The sequence below is a fragment of the Phocaeicola oris genome (genome assembly GCF_021295095.1).
GTDB lineage: Bacteria > Bacteroidota > Bacteroidia > Bacteroidales > Bacteroidaceae > Phocaeicola > Phocaeicola oris.
This window is the reverse complement of sequence record NZ_JAJLQX010000003.1, coordinates 162,548-181,325: the sequence shown is the minus strand read 5'-3', so window position 1 is coordinate 181,325 and position 18,778 is coordinate 162,548. Positions and strand designations below refer to the sequence as shown.

General features: G+C 39.3%; 16 protein-coding genes and 1 tRNA gene. 12 read left to right on the top strand and 5 right to left on the bottom strand.

Going from position 1 to position 18,778, the window contains the following annotated elements:
* Positions 1-468 precede the first annotated feature (468 nt).
* Positions 469-1,524 carry a DUF4831 family protein gene (locus tag LO761_RS03275; protein WP_272816889.1) on the bottom strand — a complete coding sequence of 352 codons (1,056 nt, stop codon included), beginning with the start codon at positions 1,522-1,524 and terminating at the stop codon, positions 469-471.
* 49 nt (positions 1,525-1,573) lie between these two features.
* Complete coding sequence (locus LO761_RS03270) at positions 1,574-3,094, bottom strand: NAD(P)H-hydrate dehydratase (RefSeq protein WP_272816888.1); 1,521 nt, start codon at positions 3,092-3,094, stop codon at positions 1,574-1,576.
* A gap of 137 nt (positions 3,095-3,231) precedes the next feature.
* Between LO761_RS03270 and hpt the strand changes: the two genes are divergently transcribed.
* From hpt to LO761_RS03240, 6 genes are all read left to right on the top strand, one after another.
* Complete coding sequence (hpt, locus tag LO761_RS03265) at positions 3,232-3,768, top strand: hypoxanthine phosphoribosyltransferase (RefSeq protein ID WP_272816887.1); 537 nt, start codon at positions 3,232-3,234, stop codon at positions 3,766-3,768.
* A 20-nt stretch (positions 3,769-3,788) separates the two neighbouring features.
* Positions 3,789-4,364 carry an adenylate kinase gene (locus LO761_RS03260; protein WP_272816886.1) on the top strand — a complete coding sequence of 192 codons (576 nt, stop codon included), beginning with the start codon at positions 3,789-3,791 and terminating at the stop codon, positions 4,362-4,364.
* Positions 4,365-4,427: 63 nt separating this feature from the next.
* A complete protein-coding gene (obgE, locus tag LO761_RS03255) occupies positions 4,428-5,609 on the top strand; it encodes a GTPase ObgE (RefSeq protein ID WP_272816885.1) in 1,182 nt (393 codons plus the stop codon).
* Entirely contained in the window at positions 5,605-6,264 is a 660-nt protein-coding gene (locus LO761_RS03250) for a B3/B4 domain-containing protein (RefSeq protein ID WP_272816899.1), read from the top strand. Before obgE ends, LO761_RS03250 begins: the two co-directional genes overlap by 5 nt.
* 10 nt (positions 6,265-6,274) lie before the next feature.
* Positions 6,275-6,895, top strand: a complete 621-nt coding sequence (locus tag LO761_RS03245; protein WP_272816884.1) for a M23 family metallopeptidase — start codon at positions 6,275-6,277, stop codon at positions 6,893-6,895.
* A 1-nt stretch (position 6,896) separates the two neighbouring features.
* Complete coding sequence (locus LO761_RS03240) at positions 6,897-7,097, top strand: hypothetical protein (RefSeq protein ID WP_272816883.1); 201 nt, start codon at positions 6,897-6,899, stop codon at positions 7,095-7,097.
* A 127-nt stretch (positions 7,098-7,224) separates the two neighbouring features.
* On the opposite strand, the gene LO761_RS03235 is transcribed toward LO761_RS03240, so the two are convergent.
* The 3 genes from LO761_RS03235 to LO761_RS03225 form a co-directional block, all read right to left on the bottom strand.
* Positions 7,225-7,839 carry a CPBP family intramembrane glutamic endopeptidase gene (locus tag LO761_RS03235; RefSeq protein ID WP_272816882.1) on the bottom strand — a complete coding sequence of 205 codons (615 nt, stop codon included), beginning with the start codon at positions 7,837-7,839 and terminating at the stop codon, positions 7,225-7,227.
* 1 nt (position 7,840) lies between these two features.
* Positions 7,841-8,746: a 1,4-dihydroxy-2-naphthoate octaprenyltransferase gene (menA, locus tag LO761_RS03230; protein WP_272816881.1), complete on the bottom strand. Its 906-nt coding sequence runs from the start codon at positions 8,744-8,746 to the stop codon at positions 7,841-7,843.
* Positions 8,747-8,810: 64 nt separating this feature from the next.
* A tRNA-Phe gene (locus LO761_RS03225) sits at positions 8,811-8,883 on the bottom strand.
* Between the two features lie 469 nt (positions 8,884-9,352).
* Here LO761_RS03225 and LO761_RS03220 point away from each other — a divergent pair.
* The 6 genes from LO761_RS03220 (at position 9,353) to LO761_RS03195 (ending at position 18,772) form a co-directional block, all read left to right on the top strand.
* Positions 9,353-9,925: an RNA polymerase sigma-70 factor gene (locus LO761_RS03220; RefSeq protein WP_272816898.1), complete on the top strand. Its 573-nt coding sequence runs from the start codon at positions 9,353-9,355 to the stop codon at positions 9,923-9,925.
* 74 nt (positions 9,926-9,999) lie between these two features.
* Positions 10,000-10,962 (top strand): FecR family protein, encoded by a 963-nt coding sequence (locus LO761_RS03215; RefSeq protein ID WP_272816880.1) that lies wholly within the window; start codon positions 10,000-10,002, stop codon positions 10,960-10,962.
* Between the two features lie 187 nt (positions 10,963-11,149).
* Positions 11,150-14,497, top strand: coding sequence for a TonB-dependent receptor (locus LO761_RS03210; protein WP_272816879.1), 3,348 nt, complete (start codon positions 11,150-11,152; stop codon positions 14,495-14,497).
* Between the two features lie 28 nt (positions 14,498-14,525).
* Entirely contained in the window at positions 14,526-16,445 is a 1,920-nt protein-coding gene (locus tag LO761_RS03205; RefSeq protein WP_272816878.1) for a RagB/SusD family nutrient uptake outer membrane protein, read from the top strand.
* 79 nt (positions 16,446-16,524) lie between these two features.
* Positions 16,525-17,844, top strand: coding sequence for a Gfo/Idh/MocA family protein (locus tag LO761_RS03200; RefSeq protein ID WP_272816877.1), 1,320 nt, complete (start codon positions 16,525-16,527; stop codon positions 17,842-17,844).
* 7 nt (positions 17,845-17,851) lie between these two features.
* Positions 17,852-18,772, top strand: coding sequence for a sugar phosphate isomerase/epimerase family protein (locus tag LO761_RS03195; protein ID WP_272816876.1), 921 nt, complete (start codon positions 17,852-17,854; stop codon positions 18,770-18,772).
* Positions 18,773-18,778: the final 6 nt, after the last annotated feature.

Genomic DNA, 18,778 nt, shown 5'->3' with positions numbered 1-18,778 from the left:
ATGGGAAAAACATCGTAACTTTACCGGGGCAAACGGCAAGTCCGGAGGAAGGTGTAAACCGGTGCCCTTGACGGTCAAAAACCGGAATGCCCCATTGAGGGGTATCCGGTTTTAGCAAACGAGCAAACCCTGGACTCTGCATGTCCGGTTTTCTTGCACTGTCTATCAAAACAGCACGGGTTGCTCGATGGTGTATAGGGAATCAGTATGGCAAGGAAAAAAGTGTCTACCGGTTCAGCTAATGTAGCAAAAAAGTGTCTAGTAAAATCAGGTAAAGTCATTCATTAAAGTGATGCGTATCATCGAGTAAGTTCATGCGTATCTTTTCAGTGAATGATACGCATGAGTTGAGCAACTGATCCGTATCACTTTGGCGGATGATACGGATCAGTTATGTCATTCTTTTGATAAAACAACAAGAGGATGGAACTTAACGCTTCCATCCTCCTGTTTTATGATTATTGATGATCAAATATCTTTGTCGATTTTTATAATAGAGCCGGTTTCAGGGTTAAATATAACTTTCGTATTAACTTTACTCTTAAACAAGTCATTAACTAAAACTTCTGTTGAACCGAATTGAGTAACAAGGAGTTCGCCATTGAACCATGTCTTCTCGGTGGTGTTGATCTTTACATTCGCCTTGCCGGGGATGTTATAGATAATTCCATTGATTTTCTTTTTCTTTTCTGCCGTCTTCGGATCGAGTTCAGGAATCGGTTCTGTACTGTTAATTGAGATATAAACCGGAGTACCTGCCAAATTGTTGGCGTCCAGTACACCCAACTTATTTGAAAAACGGAATGCAATCTTGTCAACCATTTTATCTTCCGGAGCAATCAAGAAGTGAAATATTTGTTCTTCTTTCGTAGTTACACCGGCAAAGAGCTGAGTCAGAGCCTGTTCTTGTTCTTCTAAATTCTCAAGCATCAACTTCAACGAAGTACCGTCCTTCGGCATATTATCAGCCTGACCACTCACCAACGTTTTCTTACTGTCGCGGATGTTATAGATTTCTTTGGCTACCAAATCGGCTTCTTTTGCAGTGGAAGTTGCGTTCAGAATATCTTCTGTAAGGTATTTGTTTGGATCCAGTTTCATATCAGCCGATTTGTTTTCAGTTATCGGCTGTTTAACCGTCTCCGGAGCTGTGGTATTGATAGCTTCAATCAGCCCTTCTCTTGTCAGTTGAACATTAGATGATAAATCTTTGTCCTTCACTTTTACTTGATATGCATTTTCCGTGTCGGGAATACCTTTTGACGTAACATTCACTGCTTTAATCTCCCAATGAGTTTCAGGTGTGTCCGATACATTATTCATTCTGAGGTAACGACCGGCGTACAGACAAAGGTCACCGGGAGTATAGTGTATCTTAGTGGCGACAACCTCGATGTCAATAACTGTCTTTGGTAAGTAGTAAACTATTCCCTCACCCAAGTTGCTTGGAGCGTATGCGCTATAGTCCTGAGCGTTAACACCTAAAGTAAACAAGCATCCTATGGCTAATAATAATTTCTTCATATATAATTTATTATGAATACGATGAACAAAGTTAGTAATTCTTTTGCAATTAGCTCTTGTTTCCGACCAATTTCTTCCAAGCATAAGGTAAAGCTTCAATGATATCTGTCGAAGTCATGCCTATTTCACCTTTCTGTTCCGCAGCTATATCACCGGCTAATCCATGCGCGTAAACACCTAACCGGCAGGTATCTTCAGAGTTATATCCTTGGGCGAGCAAGGCCAGCAAAATGCCGGTTAGTACATCGCCGCTTCCCGCGGTTGCCATACCCGGATTGCCTGTCGGATTAAGATAGAAATGCCCGTCAGGAGTAATGACCATTGTATAATGTCCTTTCATGATGATATAACTCTGCAATGAAAAAGCCAGTTCTTTCGTTTTTTTCATGCGTTCGAAGGTATCGGTACATTTGCCTATCAGCCGGTCGAGCTCACCAAGATGAGGGGTTAGAATAGAATGTTTTGGCAGCATGGTTAACCAATTGCGGTGTGAACTTAGAATATTCAGCGCATCCGCGTCGAATATCATTGGTCTGTTTGTTTTTTCCACCTGATCTTTCAGGGCAAAGGCAGAATCTTCTTCCTGTCCGATGCCCGGTCCTATTGCAATAGCTTGATAATCATCCGCGTTTTCGGCTATGGCGAAGTAAAGTTCATGCATGTCAGTGTGAACAATGGCTTCCGGAACAGCAAGTTGTAGTAAATCATTATTACGAATGGGTACATGAACGGTGAGTAATCCGATACCCGATTTGAGACAAGCTTTGCTCGACAAGATAGATGCTCCGGCCATACCGTACATTCCGGAAATGAGCAGTCCGTGGCCGAATGTTCCTTTATGCGCAAACTTTTTTCGAGGTTTGATTATTTGTTTGATTTCCTGTTCTTCCGTAATATGATAAGGAGTATCGGCATGTTCGATGTATTCCGAACACAGCCCGATGTCCAGCAGTTCTACCTCTCCAACAATATCTTCGTTCTCAGGGAAAAAGAACGAGAGTTTCGGAAATTGGATACTCAGGGTAACCGTTGCCCGTATAATGTTTGTCCGGACATTTATGGTGTTATCTTCTCCCATCAATCCTGAAGGGATATCAATGGAAACAACCGGAGCAGGTGAGGAGTTGATGTATTTAACTACAGCAGCAAAGCCACCGTTTAATGGGCGATTCAGGCCGCTACCGAAAAGTCCGTCAACAACTAAATCTTTTTCCGTCAGCTTCGAAGGAGTGAATTGAGTGGTAATCTCAGTAAAGTAAATGGAACCGCAATCTTTTAGTCGGGTAAGGTTTGTCCGGCATTCCTCACTGAGTTTTCCGGAGATATTAAAAAGAAAAACTTCTACTCCGTAACCGTGTTGAGATAATATTCTTGCTACGGCCAGCGCGTCACCTCCGTTATTTCCGGGTCCTGCAAATACTTTGATGAAAAAAGATGTATCCCAACGGTGGATAATCGCATTAGTCAGTGCTACAGCCGCACGTTCCATCAGGTCAATCGAGGCAATCGGCTCGTTGTCGATGGTAAATTTATCTAATTCTTTAAGTTGGATACTACTTAATATTTTCATGATTACACAATTTTAATAGCTACTCTCAGCTATTTCCTTAGGCAAAGATAACATAATTATAAAAGAAGAGAGAAAGAAAACTTCTATATTGAGAGAAAAAGTTGTATTTTTGCGTCAATTATAATTGAGATAGGGTGATGGAAACCATACAAATAAAAGATAAACGTTTTACACCTTTTATTAAAGAAGAAACCATTTTGAAGGAAGTGAAACGTGTGGCGACAGAGATTAGCCGTGATATGGCTGGTAAAGATCCGCTGTTTCTGAGTGTTCTTAATGGTTCGTTTATCTTCGCGTCCGATTTGATGCGTAATCTGACCATACCGGCTGAGATTTCGTTCGTAAAGTATTCTTCTTATTCCGGAATCAGTTCTACGGGGAAAATGAAAGAACTGGTAGGGTTGAATACGGACATTACCAACCGTACGGTAGTCATTGTGGAGGATATAATTGATACCGGCTTTACTATGAAGAGTTTGGTGGAGACATTAAAAGCAAAGAATCCGAAGGAAATAAATATCTGTACGTTGCTATTGAAACCGGATAAGTTAGAAGTTTCATTGGATATAAAGTATGTGGCAATACGCATTCCTAATGAGTTTATTGTGGGTTACGGTCTTGATTATGAAGAGCTTGGTCGTAATTATCGCGATATTTATACTATTGTAGATTAATTATATAAAGAAGAATAAATATGTTGAACATTGTAATTTTTGGTGCTCCGGGTTCAGGAAAAGGGACACAGAGCGAATTTATCGTAAAGAAATACGGTATTAATCACGTTTCTACCGGCGATGTGTTGCGTGCTGAGTTGAAGAACGGAACAGAGTTGGGTAAGATTGCAAAAGATTATATGGATAATGGAAAGCTTCTACCTGATGATTTGATTATTAATATGTTGGCTTCTAAATTAGATAGTTTCAAAGAAGGTAAAGGTGTTATCTTTGATGGTTTTCCACGTACTACTGCTCAAGCTGAGGCTTTGAAGAAGATGTTGGCTGAGCGTGGACAGGAAGTTTCTGTGATGTTAGGTCTTGAAGTTCCTGAGAACGAGCTGATGGTTCGCTTAATCAATCGTGGAAAAGAAACCGGTCGTGCGGACGATAACGAGGAGACCATTAAGAATCGTCTGGTTGTATATCATTCTCAGACAGCTCCGGTTATCGACTGGTATAAGAAAGAAGGCAAATATCAGCATATTGATGGAGTAGGTTCTATGGAGAGAATCTTCGGAGATATTTGCAAAGCTGTTGATGCTTTGGATAAATAGTTTTGTTTATATTTGTGTGAGGTTATGCGGAAGTGTAGCCTCACATTTTGATTTTTTAGAGATATGGCTGAATCAAACTTTGTTGATTACGTAAAGATTTACTGCCGCTCGGGGAAGGGGGGCCGTGGCTCTATGCATCTGCATCGGGCGAAATACATTCCGAATGGTGGTCCTGATGGTGGCGATGGAGGAAGAGGTGGACATGTCATCTTACGGGGTAACAGAAATTATTGGACGCTTCTTCATCTTAAATATGAGCGTCATGCTTTTGCTCGTCATGGGGGTAATGGCGGAAGAAATAAATGTTTTGGAAAAGACGGTGACGACAAGTACATTGATGTACCATGTGGAACTGTCGTATATAATGCAGAAACCGGAGAATATATCTGTGATATCATAAAAGATAAGCAGGAATTTGTTTTGTTGAAAGGCGGACGCGGAGGTTTGGGCAACTGGCATTTCCGTACGTCTACAAATCAGGCTCCACGCTATGCACAGCCCGGAGAACCTATGCAGGAGCTGACCGTTATTCTTGAGTTGAAGTTATTGGCAGATGTCGGACTCGTTGGATTCCCTAACGCAGGAAAATCTACTTTGTTGTCGGCCATCACTTCTGCCCGTCCAAAGATTGCCAATTATCCGTTTACTACCATGGAGCCAAATCTTGGAATTGTGCCTTATCACGATGGACGTTCTTTTGTAATGGCTGATATTCCGGGAATTATTGAAGGTGCCAGCGAAGGTAAAGGATTAGGTTTACGCTTTCTTCGTCATATAGAACGGAATTCATTGTTACTCTTTATGATACCTGCCGATACGGATGATATAGGTAAGGAATATGAGATTTTGTTGAATGAGTTGACAAAGTTCAATCCTGAGATGTTGGATAAGCAACGTGTATTGGCTGTAACTAAGTGCGATTTGATTGACGAGGAATTGAAGAAGTTGATAGAACCGACTCTTCCGAAAGATCTTCCACACGTATTTCTCTCTGCTGTGACAGGAAAGGGTTTGTCGGAACTGAAAGATATTCTTTGGGCAGAGTTGAACAAGGAAAGCAATCTGTTGAAAGAACAGGAAGCAGATTCATTGGTTCATCGTCCGAAGGATAGTAAACTTTTACCCGACGAGCTGAAAGCTATGGGGCAGGATGATGACTTGAAAGCTGGCGCAGGGGATGAATTGAATGATTTGGATGATATAGAGTATGAATACGAAGACGAGGATGATGAGAATGAGCATTAAAATAAAAGTTTCCGATGAATTCAGAGAGAAGAATCCCGATTTTCGGGGGAAAGCTGTGGCTGCTTCTGTGAAGAACAGTCTTTACAATGCAGACCTTTGGAAAGAAATAGAGCAATTGACAAAGGAATATCGGATTAAATATACACCCGATTCGTTGAAAGAAGTTATTCCTATAAAAGCTACTCGAGATGCCTATCGACGCTGTGGAAAAGATCCGAGTCGGTATCGTCCGTCGAACGAGGGACTGTGCCGTCGCATAGTTCGGGGATTGCCTCTTTATCAGATAAATACACTCGTCGATTTAATAAATGTCATTTCTATTCGTCATGGATATTCTATTGGTGGGTTCGATGCTGATAAGTTTCAGGGGAATACTTTGACGCTTGGTATAGGAAATGCAGGTGAGCTATATGAAGGAATCGGTCGCGGTTTGCTGAATATAGAAGGTTTGCCGGTTTATCGCGATTCGTTTGGAGGGGTAGGAACTCCGACCAGCGACCATGAACGGACAAAGATGGATTTGGATACAACGCATTTGTTGGCTATCATCAATGGATATAGTGGAAACTTGGGCTTACAGGAGGCTGCTAATGACATGATCCGTCTGTTAAAGGAATATGCTGACGCGACAGATATAGAGGAATTAGATTTTTAATAGAATGACCATGAAAAAGACACGTCTGTTTATTATATTGTTATTTGTTAGTTTCGTGTGTTTTGCGGGGCATCCTGTGAAAACATCATTTACTGATTTTGAGACACGGCATATAAGGGTAAAGACACCTGGGCTATTTGCTAAAAGCAACAGTATTACTATTCATTTGGATCAGATTTCTGATGCTGATTTCTGTTTTCCTTTACCGGGCGGACATGTTATTTCACCTTTTGGAGGGGCAAGACGACATAGCGGAACGGATATTAAGACAAAAGCAAACGATACTATTCGTTGTGTGTTTTCGGGTGTTGTCCGTTTATCTCGTGTGTATGGCGGATATGGGAATGTAATTGTTGTTCGTCATCCCAATGGCTTGGAAAGTGTTTATAGTCATAATTCAAAGAACATTGCCAAACAGGGGGACGTAGTGGAAGCGGGACAGGCTTTGGCTTTGGTAGGTCGTACGGGGCGTGCTACTACAGAGCATCTTCATTTTGAATTTCGGGTAGACGGTGTAGCGTTCAATCCGAATTTAGCATTAAACTTTAAAACAAATACACTGAATCATGGAGATTTGGTTTGCGTCAAACAAGGAAACAGTGTGAAAGTGAAACTTATTAATAAGGAATAAAATGGCACAAGGAGAAGAGATAGACTATGCCATGACGCATGGAATAGTTTTCAAAAAGAAAAAAGAGGCTTTGCCGAACGAGAAGAATAAGGTTAAGACTAAAGCCAAGAAGAAAGCGTATATTACCGGAGCTCATGGTTCCGACTCTGCTAAGTTTAAAGCGGATATTCGCAGACGAAGGGCTAATCGTCATAAAAAGTAAAAGGGAAGGAATCAAATCCTTCCTTTTTTATTTCCAATCGGTCAATAGAATTCTTTAAGATGAAGAATAGCATCGTACCGGCTTGAAAAGAAACCCTTTTGCGTTTTAATGACTGATTTTGTTTTATTTAGAATGGGAAGATGACAAATGCAGCGCAGTCCCATAGAGCGTGGGAGAGGATGAGTGGGAACAGCCATTTCTGATTGATACGGTAAAGCAGTCCCCACAAGAAGCCGACAATCAAAGCGGCCATCACTAACATAAAGTTGAACGACCAGATATGTATGAGTGTATAGGCTAAAGTTGTTAATATGAATCCTGTGTTCGCCCCCCATTGCTTCATCAGATTCCTTTGAATAAATCCTCTCCAAAATATTTCTTCGGCCGGGCCAATGATGAAAAGCAGTGTAATAGCTATGAAATACGGACTTGTCATACCTTTCATATCATATATCGTATTGACTTCCGGCCGGGCAAAATCGAACATCCATTGCGATACTTTATCACCTATCCAAAATAATCCCCAGAGAACGATCGCGATACTTATTCCTAATGCAATGTTTTTCAGATCAACAGAGATGTCTTTAATCAGTTCGCGTCCCCAGATGAGAGCCAATGAGGTAAGTATTATCCCGGAACTCGTCATGCAATACCAGAAATTGACATGCGATGCCGTCCAAGGAGAGAACATGATAAACCAAAGAAGAGTGGCTATGCAGATGGATAGAGTAATCTTCTTCATATTAAATTATACTCATAATGATAAAAGACAGCGTATAAAGTATACCGAATATCAGTTGCAGCGGGGCTGTTGTCTGGTCAAGCCCGATAAGCTCCTGCTCGTTGTTCGGATTCGCTTTCATCATCTGCTTTAAGTTCTTCAGAGCCATCGGCAAAGTGAGGAACGTGATAAGCGATAACAATGGAATTTCTTTCAGAATAATGAACAGTACGATTAATATGTAAGGTATAATAACTTCGAAGAAATATATCCATTGCGAAATATGACCACCTATTAATATAGGTAAAGTAGTAATTTTTGCCCGACTGTCGTTCTGTATGTCCCGAGTGTTATTTGCGTGCAGTATGGCAACGGTGAGCAGACCGAATGGGAGACAAATCCAAATCACTGAAGGATGAAGCTTGTCTAATGCAATATAACTTGTTCCTATGGCGGGGAGAAGGGCATAGCAAAGCAGGATTTCTAAATCACCTAATGCATGATATTTGATATATGCGTAGAAAAAGGCCATGATCATTCCGGCCAGACCAATCCAAATAAGGTAGAATCCGGCAATAAAAAGAAGTGTAATGCCTATGAATACGGCAAGACTGAGTAATATGATTCCGAAGATACGGATCTCTTTCGGTGTAAATTTGCCCGACTGTATGTGTCGCACTCCATTGAGACTGCCGGGAAGGTCGACTCCTTTTTTATAATCAGAATAGTCACTAAGCAGATTCCCGCCGGCTTGGAAAAGCATCATCATGGGTAACGCGAGCATTAAATTCCATCCATGAAACGCATCGGAAGTAGTTCCGTATCTGTAATAAAGATAGGCTCCAATGGCAAGCACAGGTATGAATGAGGCAGGGAATGACCACGGGCGTGTAGCGATAATCCAATCTTTTAATGTTCTTTTTTCCATTGTATTGTTGTTAAGCGTATAAATAAAAAAAGGAGCAGCCTCACCGAAGTTACTCCCTTTGAAGTGGTGCCTCCAGGAGTTGAACCGGGGACACATGGATTTTCAGTCCATTGCTCTACCACCTGAGCTAAGGCACCATTTGCTTTATTGCGGTGCAAAGATAGGCAAACTTTTTTATCTCACAAATTTTGAATGAAGAAATTTATTGGAATAAGTATAAATTGCCGGTCTTGACGAATAAAGAATAACAGATATCAAGACGAACGAATAAAGTGACGCGGATGAGTTGCTCAACTGACGCGGATGAGTTGTCCGGTTCATGCGGATGAGTTGGCAAGTTCATCCGCATGAATTGACCGGTTCATACGCATAACTTTTCCCCCATCTCTTTATGACCTTTTTAATGGATCAAGCAAAAAGGATAAAACACCTCCCCAATATGCTATAAGGCCATATTCTATCTTCGTAGGTTTCTGCGTGAACCATCTATTATTTCATCGGACTCACATTATTTTTATTTAAAAAATGACTTATAAATTATTTTTTTTATTAAATTTATAAATACCTTTAATAATGATTATATTTGTAAAAAATAACCCTTGTACTATGCGCAAAGGTCAGAATTTTGATAAACTATGGAATACAGAAGCCGACTTTGATAAGATTTATAAAATCTATTATCCCAAGTTGGTCAGATTTGCTAATACCTATTTGTTAAGTATATCCGATTCAGAAAACATAGTGCAGGATATTTTTCTTCAAGTGTGGGAAGCCCATGGCAATATCCCTTATGGTAACCATATACATGCTTATTTGTTTACCGCGGTAAAAAATAGGTGTATTGATTTTTTGCGCTCACTAAAAAAGAGGGAAACAAGTCATCTTTCTGATGTAGAACAGAAAGAACTTGATTTGAAACTGTATTCTTTAGAAATGTTCGATGAACAGGGATTTACCCTTGATGAACTTGAAAAAGCAATAACAGATGCGATAGCTTCACTTCCAGAAAGCTGTCGGAGAATATTTCTGCTGAGTAGGATGGAAGGATTAACCTATAAAGAAATTGCAGAACAACTTGATGTGTCAATCAATACGGTGGAAGGACAAATGTCGGTTGCTTTAAGAAAATTGCGGTCTGTTTTGAAAGATTATCTCTATTTATTTCTTTTTATTTGTTAAATAGATTTAAATCCGTGGATGGTTTGGGGTGGTATGAGGTGATTTTTTCGTTTTAAAATAAAGATGAGACTCGAATGACAGAAGAATTATATCGATATTTTGAAGGATCTCTTTCCGAAGAAGAGGAAAGAGTTCTTTTTCGGCAGATAGATGCTGACTCTGAATTGAAGAAAGAATTTGCGGATTTGCAAAATACACTTGCTCTTTCGAGTATGTTAAAATATCAAGGTGATGGTTTTTGGTCGGAGAGACGCTTGAGAGAATTGAAGCGTATGTCTGCTAAAAATAAAGAACGTCGTTTCATCTTCAACTTTATGAAATACGCAGCTGTCGTTTTGTTGATTATTGGCTCATGGTTTCTTTCACAGCATCAGACTGTTAAGACTTATAATAAAGAGTACACTTGGATTGAAGCTCCTAAAGGTCAAAGAGTTTCCGTTAAGCTTGCCGATGGCAGTTCTGTTATTCTGAACCCTTCTTCAAGATTACGTGTTCCGAATGCTTTTGAAAGTAAACAGCGAGAAGTTCTGTTAGAAGGCGAAGGCTTTTTCAAGGTTGCGAAGAATCCGAGTAAACCTTTTATTGTTGCTACTGAAAAGTACAACGTCCGGGTATTGGGGACAGAATTTAATGTGTTTGCCTATCCTCAAAGCGGAGAGTTTGAAACGGAATTGGTTCAAGGTTCTGTCTATGTATACGATAAAGATAATGATGCCAATGGCATTTATATGAAAGCGAATGAGAAAGTTGCTCTTAAAGAAGGCAAATTATGTAAAGTAAGTTCAATATATAGACAATATCAGTTAGTGGAAACAGGAATTTATGATTTTAGCGATGTCCCATTTAAGAATTTGTTAACCCGTTTGGGACTTTGGTATCATGTCCGCTTCCAAGTTGACCGCCCTGAAGTATTGAATCAGATATATCAAGGAAAGTTCCGTCAGAGTGATGATATTGAGACGATTATGAATGCTATCAGGGATGTCGGCAAGTTTAATTATAAAATTGTATCAGAATATGTAATTGAAATTTACTAATAATAGTATTAACCCTTAAATTTATAATGCCTATGAGAACAGTTTAAAAAGAGTTTAAACTATTAGTATAGAAACAAAAAGGAGAGTAGTGGCATACCCTCCTTCAAAAAGTTCTTACTAATATAAAAATCGCAACTTTAGTATTAACCTTTTATTTTGCAAAAATATGAAAAAAATACTGCGCATCATGAAAATAACACTATTTTTTTGTTTTCTGTTTGTGTTTCAGCTAAATGCAGAAAATATCTATTCTCAAAATGCGCCTGTTGACCTTAAAACAAAAACGCTGACAGTAAGCAGGTTGATTTCTGAAATAGAAAAGCAGACAGATTATTTGTTTATCTATAGTAAGAGTGACATTGATACCAAACAAGTAGTAAAAGTCTCTTCCGACAGCAAAACGGTGAACGAAGTACTTTCCAGTGCTTTGAGTAACAGTAATATAGGATATAGTTTTTCCAATAATTACATTTCTTTATACATTAAAGATAGAAACGAGATTGCAAAAACGGAGGCTTCTCAACAGCAATCTTTTCGAATAAGTGGAAAGGTTGTCGATAGTAATGGCGATCCGATAATTGGCGCGAATGTTTTGGAGAAAGGAACGACGCGTGGCACTATTACCGATGTGGATGGTGCGTTTGTTTTAGATGTGTCTAAAGATGCCACATTGGAAATAACCTACATAGGTTATCTTTCTCAGACCATTAAGGTAACGGATAAGACAAGTTATTCTATTGTTTTACAAGAAGATTCAAAAAGCCTTGAAGAAGTGGTTGTCGTAGGATATGGCGTTCAAAAGAAAGAAAATCTGGCAGGAGCAGTTTCTGCTATTAAAGGAGACGAAATAGCATCGTCTGCCAGCTTTGATGTTACCAATGCAATTTCCGGTCGTTTACCCGGAACTTTTGTTACCCAGGGATCAGGCGAGCCGGGTAAAGATCAAGCAAAGATTCTTATTCGAGGACGTAGTACTTTGGGTGACAAAAAAGATATTGATCCATTGATTGTAGTGGATGGTATCCCCGGAAGGAGTCTTTATGAAATAGACCCTAATGATATTAAAAATATTTCGGTTCTAAAGGATGCTTCTGCGGCTATTTATGGTTCTCAGGCCGCAAATGGTGTTATTCTTGTTACAACAAAAAGTGGTGAGAGTGAAAAACCTGTATTAAATTATCAATATCAAGTAGGGTTTAATACTCCGACCATTTTGCCTAAAATGCTGGATGCCGCAGGATATGCCAAATATGTAAGCGATTATCAGGATTATATGGGGCTTAGTCGTCTTTATTCTGATCGTGATATTGAACTGTTCGGAAGTGGAATAGATCCATGGGAACATCCTAATACGAATTGGCTGGATGTAATGACAAGAAAATGGACGACAGAACAACGTCATAATGTTTCTATCAGTGGTGGAACTAAAGATAAAGTTCGTTATTATGCTTCATTTGGTTATAAGAAGAATGATGCTATTTACGAAGAAAAGTCCGCAAACTATAAACAATATAATTATAGGCTTAAGATAGATGTGCCCATTATTGATTGGATAGAGACTTCTGTATCTTATACGGGATATGTTACAAAAAAGAAATATCCCACAGCATCTATTGCGCAATTGTTTGGTTGGGGGACAATGGTGGTTCCTACACAAAATGCATATTGGCCTACAGGAGATCCCGGACCTGATTTCGAAGGAGGAGTTAATCCTGCCGTAAATGCTAGTTTCATTGCCGGCTATGATCAGACTGATACGTACAAACACGAAGCTAACGTCAAAGTCTCTATCAAACCTCCTATGATTAAAGGGCTTTCTTTGGATGGATTCTTTAATTTTGACGTAGATCAGTCGCGTGGAAAATTGTTTAAGAAGCCATGGACTTTATATTTTGCTAATTATGACAAGGCTGTGCGTGATGCTAATGGTTTTATTACGAGTATGGAACTTACTCCAATGAAACGTGGCCTTGATTCACCGGAACTAACGGAGTCATATACGAAAGAACGAAGAACAATGTTCAATCTAAGTGCAAGTTATGGACGTACATTCGGAGATCATACATTTAATCTCTTTGCTTCCTTTGAGCAATATGATGAGAGTTATGATTTTTTTGACGCCTATCGTAAGTATTTTATTTCAGACCTCGTTCAAGCTCTTGATGCCGGAGGCGCAAAAGATAAAACTAATAGCGGAAAAGTCAGTATTTATGCCAGAAAATCGTGGATAGCTCGTTTGAATTATAACTTTAAGAACAGATATCTTCTTGAGTTTATTTATCGTCGAGATGGTTCTCTTAAATTCCCTCCTTCCGGACGTTGGGGAAACTTCCCTGCTTTATTGCTTGCTTGGCGTGCCTCTGAGGAACCTTTCTGGAAAGAACATCTTTCATTCATAGATTATTTTAAGCTTAGAGGAACTATAGGTAAGATGGGTATGGATCCCGGTGATGCTTTCCAATATATTAATAAGTATGCTCTTGAATCTGGCATAACACTTGGGCAAAGCAAGGACGTTGTGACAAAAATCTATCAGTCTGTTGTTGCTAATCCGAATATTACTTGGGAAAAGCAAACTTCTTATAATATAGGTTTTGATTCTCGCTTTTGGAAAAACATGCTTTATATGAACTTTGAATTTTTCTACAACAAACGTTCTGATATTCTAATTACAAGAAATGCGTCTGTTCCGGGATTCTCAGGTCTTGCTCTCCCTGACGAAAATGTTGGAAAGGTTGATAATAAAGGAATAGAACTTGAAGCTGGTTACACCAAGAAATGGGGAGATTTTTCTGTTGATTTTTCAGGGAATATTAGTTGGGCGCGTAATAAAGTTAAATATATGGACGAGCCTGAAAGAGCAGTTGCTTGGCAAGTTCAAACAGGCCATCCTTATGGGGCTCAACTTGTTTATAAAGCGATAGGTATTTTCAAGGATCAGGCTGCAGTCGATGCTTATCCGCATTGGGATGGAGCAAGACCGGGTGATGTTATTTTTGAAGATGTTAGTGGTGATGGAAAAATTAATGCCGACGATCGTATTTTATTAGATAAATCTGACGCTCCTGAGATTTTTTATGGTGTTAAATTGGACCTTCAATATAAAAATTGGAGACTTAGTTTGTTAGGACAAGGCCAAGGAACTTATTATAGAAGTACGATTAGTGGAAATAGAGGTATTGGGCAAAACATACCTTTATGGTACGGGAAAGGCTATTGGACACCGGAAAACGCAAATTCAACTATAGCCAGACCTTTCCATAGAGCAGATCAATATTGGTCTTATCAGACAAACAATAGTACTTATTGGTATGATAATATGGCGTATTTCAGACTTAAAAATGTAACGCTGTCATATTCAATACCTCAACGTATTTTGAATAAGTTTTATTGTAAGAGCGCAAGCGTATTTTTTACTGGTAACAATTTGTGTTTACTTTATTCTTCACAGAAGAATTATGATCCTGAAACGGCTAATCCACAGGGTTATCCTACCATGAGATCTTTATCTGTTGGCGTGAATGTTACTTTTTAGTTCTAATTAACGTAATAAGTGAAGTTGTATGATGAAAATTATATATAAATGTGGCGTATTAATCGCGGTAGTCTCTGTGATTACGCTTGGATCTTGCACAGATGTTCTAAGTCAAGATCCTGTGGATTCTTTTAATCAAGAATCTTTGTTTCAGGATGTTAATCTTGTAAAAGCATATCTTTATCAGTGCTATGATCAGATAGGTGGTGATCAAGAGAATGTATTGGGAATGAGGGAAGACTTACTTTCTTCGTCAACCGATGAGACTCTTAATATTCATCGCGCAGGAAATGTAACATTTACCAAGGGGACACTTTCTCCGAGTTATTTAGGACATTTTGGATTTAAACAGTTTTATCGATGGATAGTATGGGAAGACCTTTATAAGAACATCACGAACGTCAATACTCTTCTTGGTGGAATTGATAATGTTCCTGTTCTTTCTTCTTCAGATGAACAAATGATCGCTCAAATTAAAGCTGAGGCATATTTTATTCGGGCATTTGATTATACAAATTTATTGAGATCGTATGGCGGAGTCGTTTTACTTGATAAGACTCTTGATATTCATGAGGATTTCAGTACTTATAAGCGTTCAACATTGCAGGAAACCGTAGATTTTATACTTGCAGATATTGACCGTGCTATTGCAGGCTTACCGGACAAAACGGCTATTGAGCAAGGGCGTGCGACAAAAGGTGCAGCAGCTGCGTTAAAATCCAGATTATTAAGTTTTGTCACAGGAGAATTAACCAATGGCGGCTTTAGCACGAATGCAATCGTATCATTTACAGATGGTGATCGTAAGGCTCATCTTGAAGCAGCAAAGAGCGCTGCAAAAGATATCATGGATGGGAAATATGGTCATTATAGCCTTACGGGGTATAATGGTGAACCTCCTGCAAATTTAACTCAGGATCAGGTCCAAGCTTATGCTGATAATTATGCCGGAATCTTTTTGCAGAAAGGAGCTTGGGATGATGAAGTTATCTTTGGTGTTCAGTATGTGAATAAACAAGGAAATCAAGCTTATAATAATCTTTATTGGGGCCCCAATGGTTATAGTTGCTGGGGGAATAATGAGCCTACAGAAGATCTTGTTCGACAGTACGAAATGAGTGATGGTACTCCATTTGTTTGGGATAAGTATAATCCTGGAGAAGAAAATATTCGAGCTTATACAAAAGAGGAATATGCTTCAGATCCTAAAGTTAATCCATACGTAGGCCGCGAACCTCGTTTTTATGCTTCTGTGTTATATGATGGAGCTCCTTGGAGGGAAAGAGCTGCTACAAATAACAAAATAGAGATAGGCTCTAAAATAGCAACATCAGGTAAGGCCTTAATAGGGAAGAGTGTTGATGCGTTAATGTCAGATATTGCAGCTCTTGAGCCTCAAACTACAGGAGGAAGCGATTCTAGACAGGCAGCAAAACAAGCATGGAATGGAACGAAGACGGGTTACTATATTCGTAAGATGCTTGATATCTCCATTGATGGCGAAACTCATGCAAATGAAAATGCATGGATTGAGATGCGTTATGCAGAAGTTGTACTTGACTATGCAGAAGCTTGTATTGAGTTAGGAGAAGTAGCAGAAGGCTTGAAAGCTGTTAATATGATTCGTAACCGTGCGGGATTGCCAAGCCGTGATGTAAATGTATCACAAGAACAAGCACGTGAATGGTATAGGCATGAACGTCTTATAGAAATGATGGGCGAAGGTGACAGATGGTATTGTATACGTAAATGGATGATTTGTGATAAGGTTATCAAGAGCTTCAGTCCAACTTTAGTTTATCATTTTGCTGATGGTGTTTCTTTTTTCATTTACAACACTACAACATTTGCTGATGAGAGATCTTGGAAAGACCGTCAATACTGGTTGCCTTTATCTGTTGATGAGGTGAATAAAGCTCCTCAACTTGAACAGAATCCGGAATATTAATAATTTTTCATACAACTCAAATTGGTTAATAACCGATTTGAGTTGTATGACAGTATTCACATTTTTAAAATATTGAAATATGAATTTTACAAGAAGAAGTTTCATTAAGACAGCAGGTGCAGCTACACTTGCAAGTGTAATTCCAACAACAAATATTTTATCGGCAGAAAGTCCGTGGGTAGCCAATAGTAATACACTCAAAATTGGTCTTATCGGTTGCGGTGGTCGCGGGACGGGCGCGGCTATGGAAGCATTGAATGCAGATGAAAATGTTGTGCTCGTCGCTATGGCAGACGCTTTTGCTGACCAGATAGAATCGTCGCTGAAGACTATTAAAGAGAAATTTCCTCAAAAAGTTAAAATTGCCAATAAGTTCGTAGGGTTTGATGCATATCAGAAACTTGTTGATTCAGATGTTGATGTAGTATTGCTTGCAGCTCCTCCTGCTTTTCGCCCTTCACACCTTGAGGCTGCAGTAAATGCTGGAAAGCATATTTTCTGTGAGAAGCCTTTTGCGGTGGATGGGCCTGGATTGCGCCGTGTAATTATGGCAGCTCAAAAAGCTCGTGAAAAGAGTATCTCATTGGTATGTGGCTTTTGTTGGAGATATCATCAACCAAAAAGAGAAACATTCAATCGTGTGCTTGACGGTCAGATAGGAACAATTCTTTCTGCGGAAGCTACCTATGATACGGGAGAACTTTGGTTTAAAGAACGTAAGAATTCTTGGACTGACATGGAATTTAAATTGAGAAATTGGTTGTATTATAATTGGCTTTCAGGTGATCATATTGTAGAACAGGCTATTCATAGCATAGACATGCTTCAGTGGGGTATGGGAGATGTATTGCCTGTTAGAGTTGTTGGCACGGGTGGTCGTCAAAAGAGAACTGATCCGAAATATGGTAATGTATATGATCATTTCTCTGTTGTATATGAGTATGCGAGCGGAGCCAAAGCTTATATGCGTTGTCGTCAGCAGAACAATACAACTCCGGCTTATGGTGTTGAATTTGTAGGAAATGAAGGGAGATGCCTTGTGGATTGCCGTACCGGTGAGCATTCAATAATAGGAAAGAATCCATGGAAGTATTCAGATGAAACAAAATTTACGGATGATCAAGCTTATAAATCTAAAACAGTGTCAAGAGGCATGTATCAGGCTGAACATGATGAACTGTTTGCTTCTATCCGTAATAACTCCCCCATTAATGACGGGGAGTGGGCAACTCGTTCCAATCTCCTCGCTTTGGCAGGGCGTATGTCTGCATATTCTGGACAAGCAATTTCTCTTGAACAGGCTCTTTGCTCAACTGAGAAATTTTTCCCTGATGATATTACATTTGACACTAAGTATGATTTGCCCATTGCAATTCCGGGAGAAACCTCTTTTAAATAGTTAAGATATGGAAAGAAGAAATTTTATTAAATCAGCTGCCATATTAGCTGGCATGTCGGCAGTTTCTGGTGTTTCTGCCGCTAACTTTTCTTCATCAACAAAAAATGTATCCTCTCAAAGTGCACTTAAAATCAGGAAGAGTTTAGGTTATGGAATGATAGATGAGGCACTTTCCCTTGAAGATAAGTGTAGATTGGTGAAAGATCTTGGTTTCGATGGTATTGAATTCAACAGCCCATTGGAGTTTTCTGTTGCAACATTGTTAAAAGCCAAAGAAAAGACAGGCATAGAATTACCGAGTACTGTAAATAAAGATCATTGGTCAAAACCTCTTTCTGACCCTGACAATAGTGTACGTGAAGCAATTATTCAGTCTGTAACAAAATCTTTGGAAGAGACACAGGAACTGGGTGGCGATACTGTTCTTGTTGTTCCCGGAGTAGTTAATGAAAAAGTTCCTTATGAACAAGCATATAACACTGCTCTGGAGTCTATTCGTAAATTGATTCCGGTTGTAGAGCGCACTGGAGTGCGAATAGGACTTGAGAATGTGTGGAATAACTTTATTCTTAGTCCTATCGAAGCTCGTCGCTTTGTTGATGAAATTAATCATCCATTGATAGGATGGTATTTTGATATCGGAAACATTTTACGCTATGGTTGGCCGGAACATTGGATTTCAACATTGAATAAGCGCATTGTGAAGTTACACCTCAAAGAATTCAGTCGTGAAAAAATGAACAATAAAGGATTGAGGGAAGGCTTCAATGTTGAGTTGCTTATGGGTGATAATAACTGGCCGGTTGTAATGAAAGCTCTCCGTGACATCAAGTACGAAGGAGGATGGATTACTGCCGAGGTAAAAGGTGGTGACCGCAATCACCTGAAGAAGATTTCAGAACAGATGGACCAGATCTTGGCTTTATAAATAAAT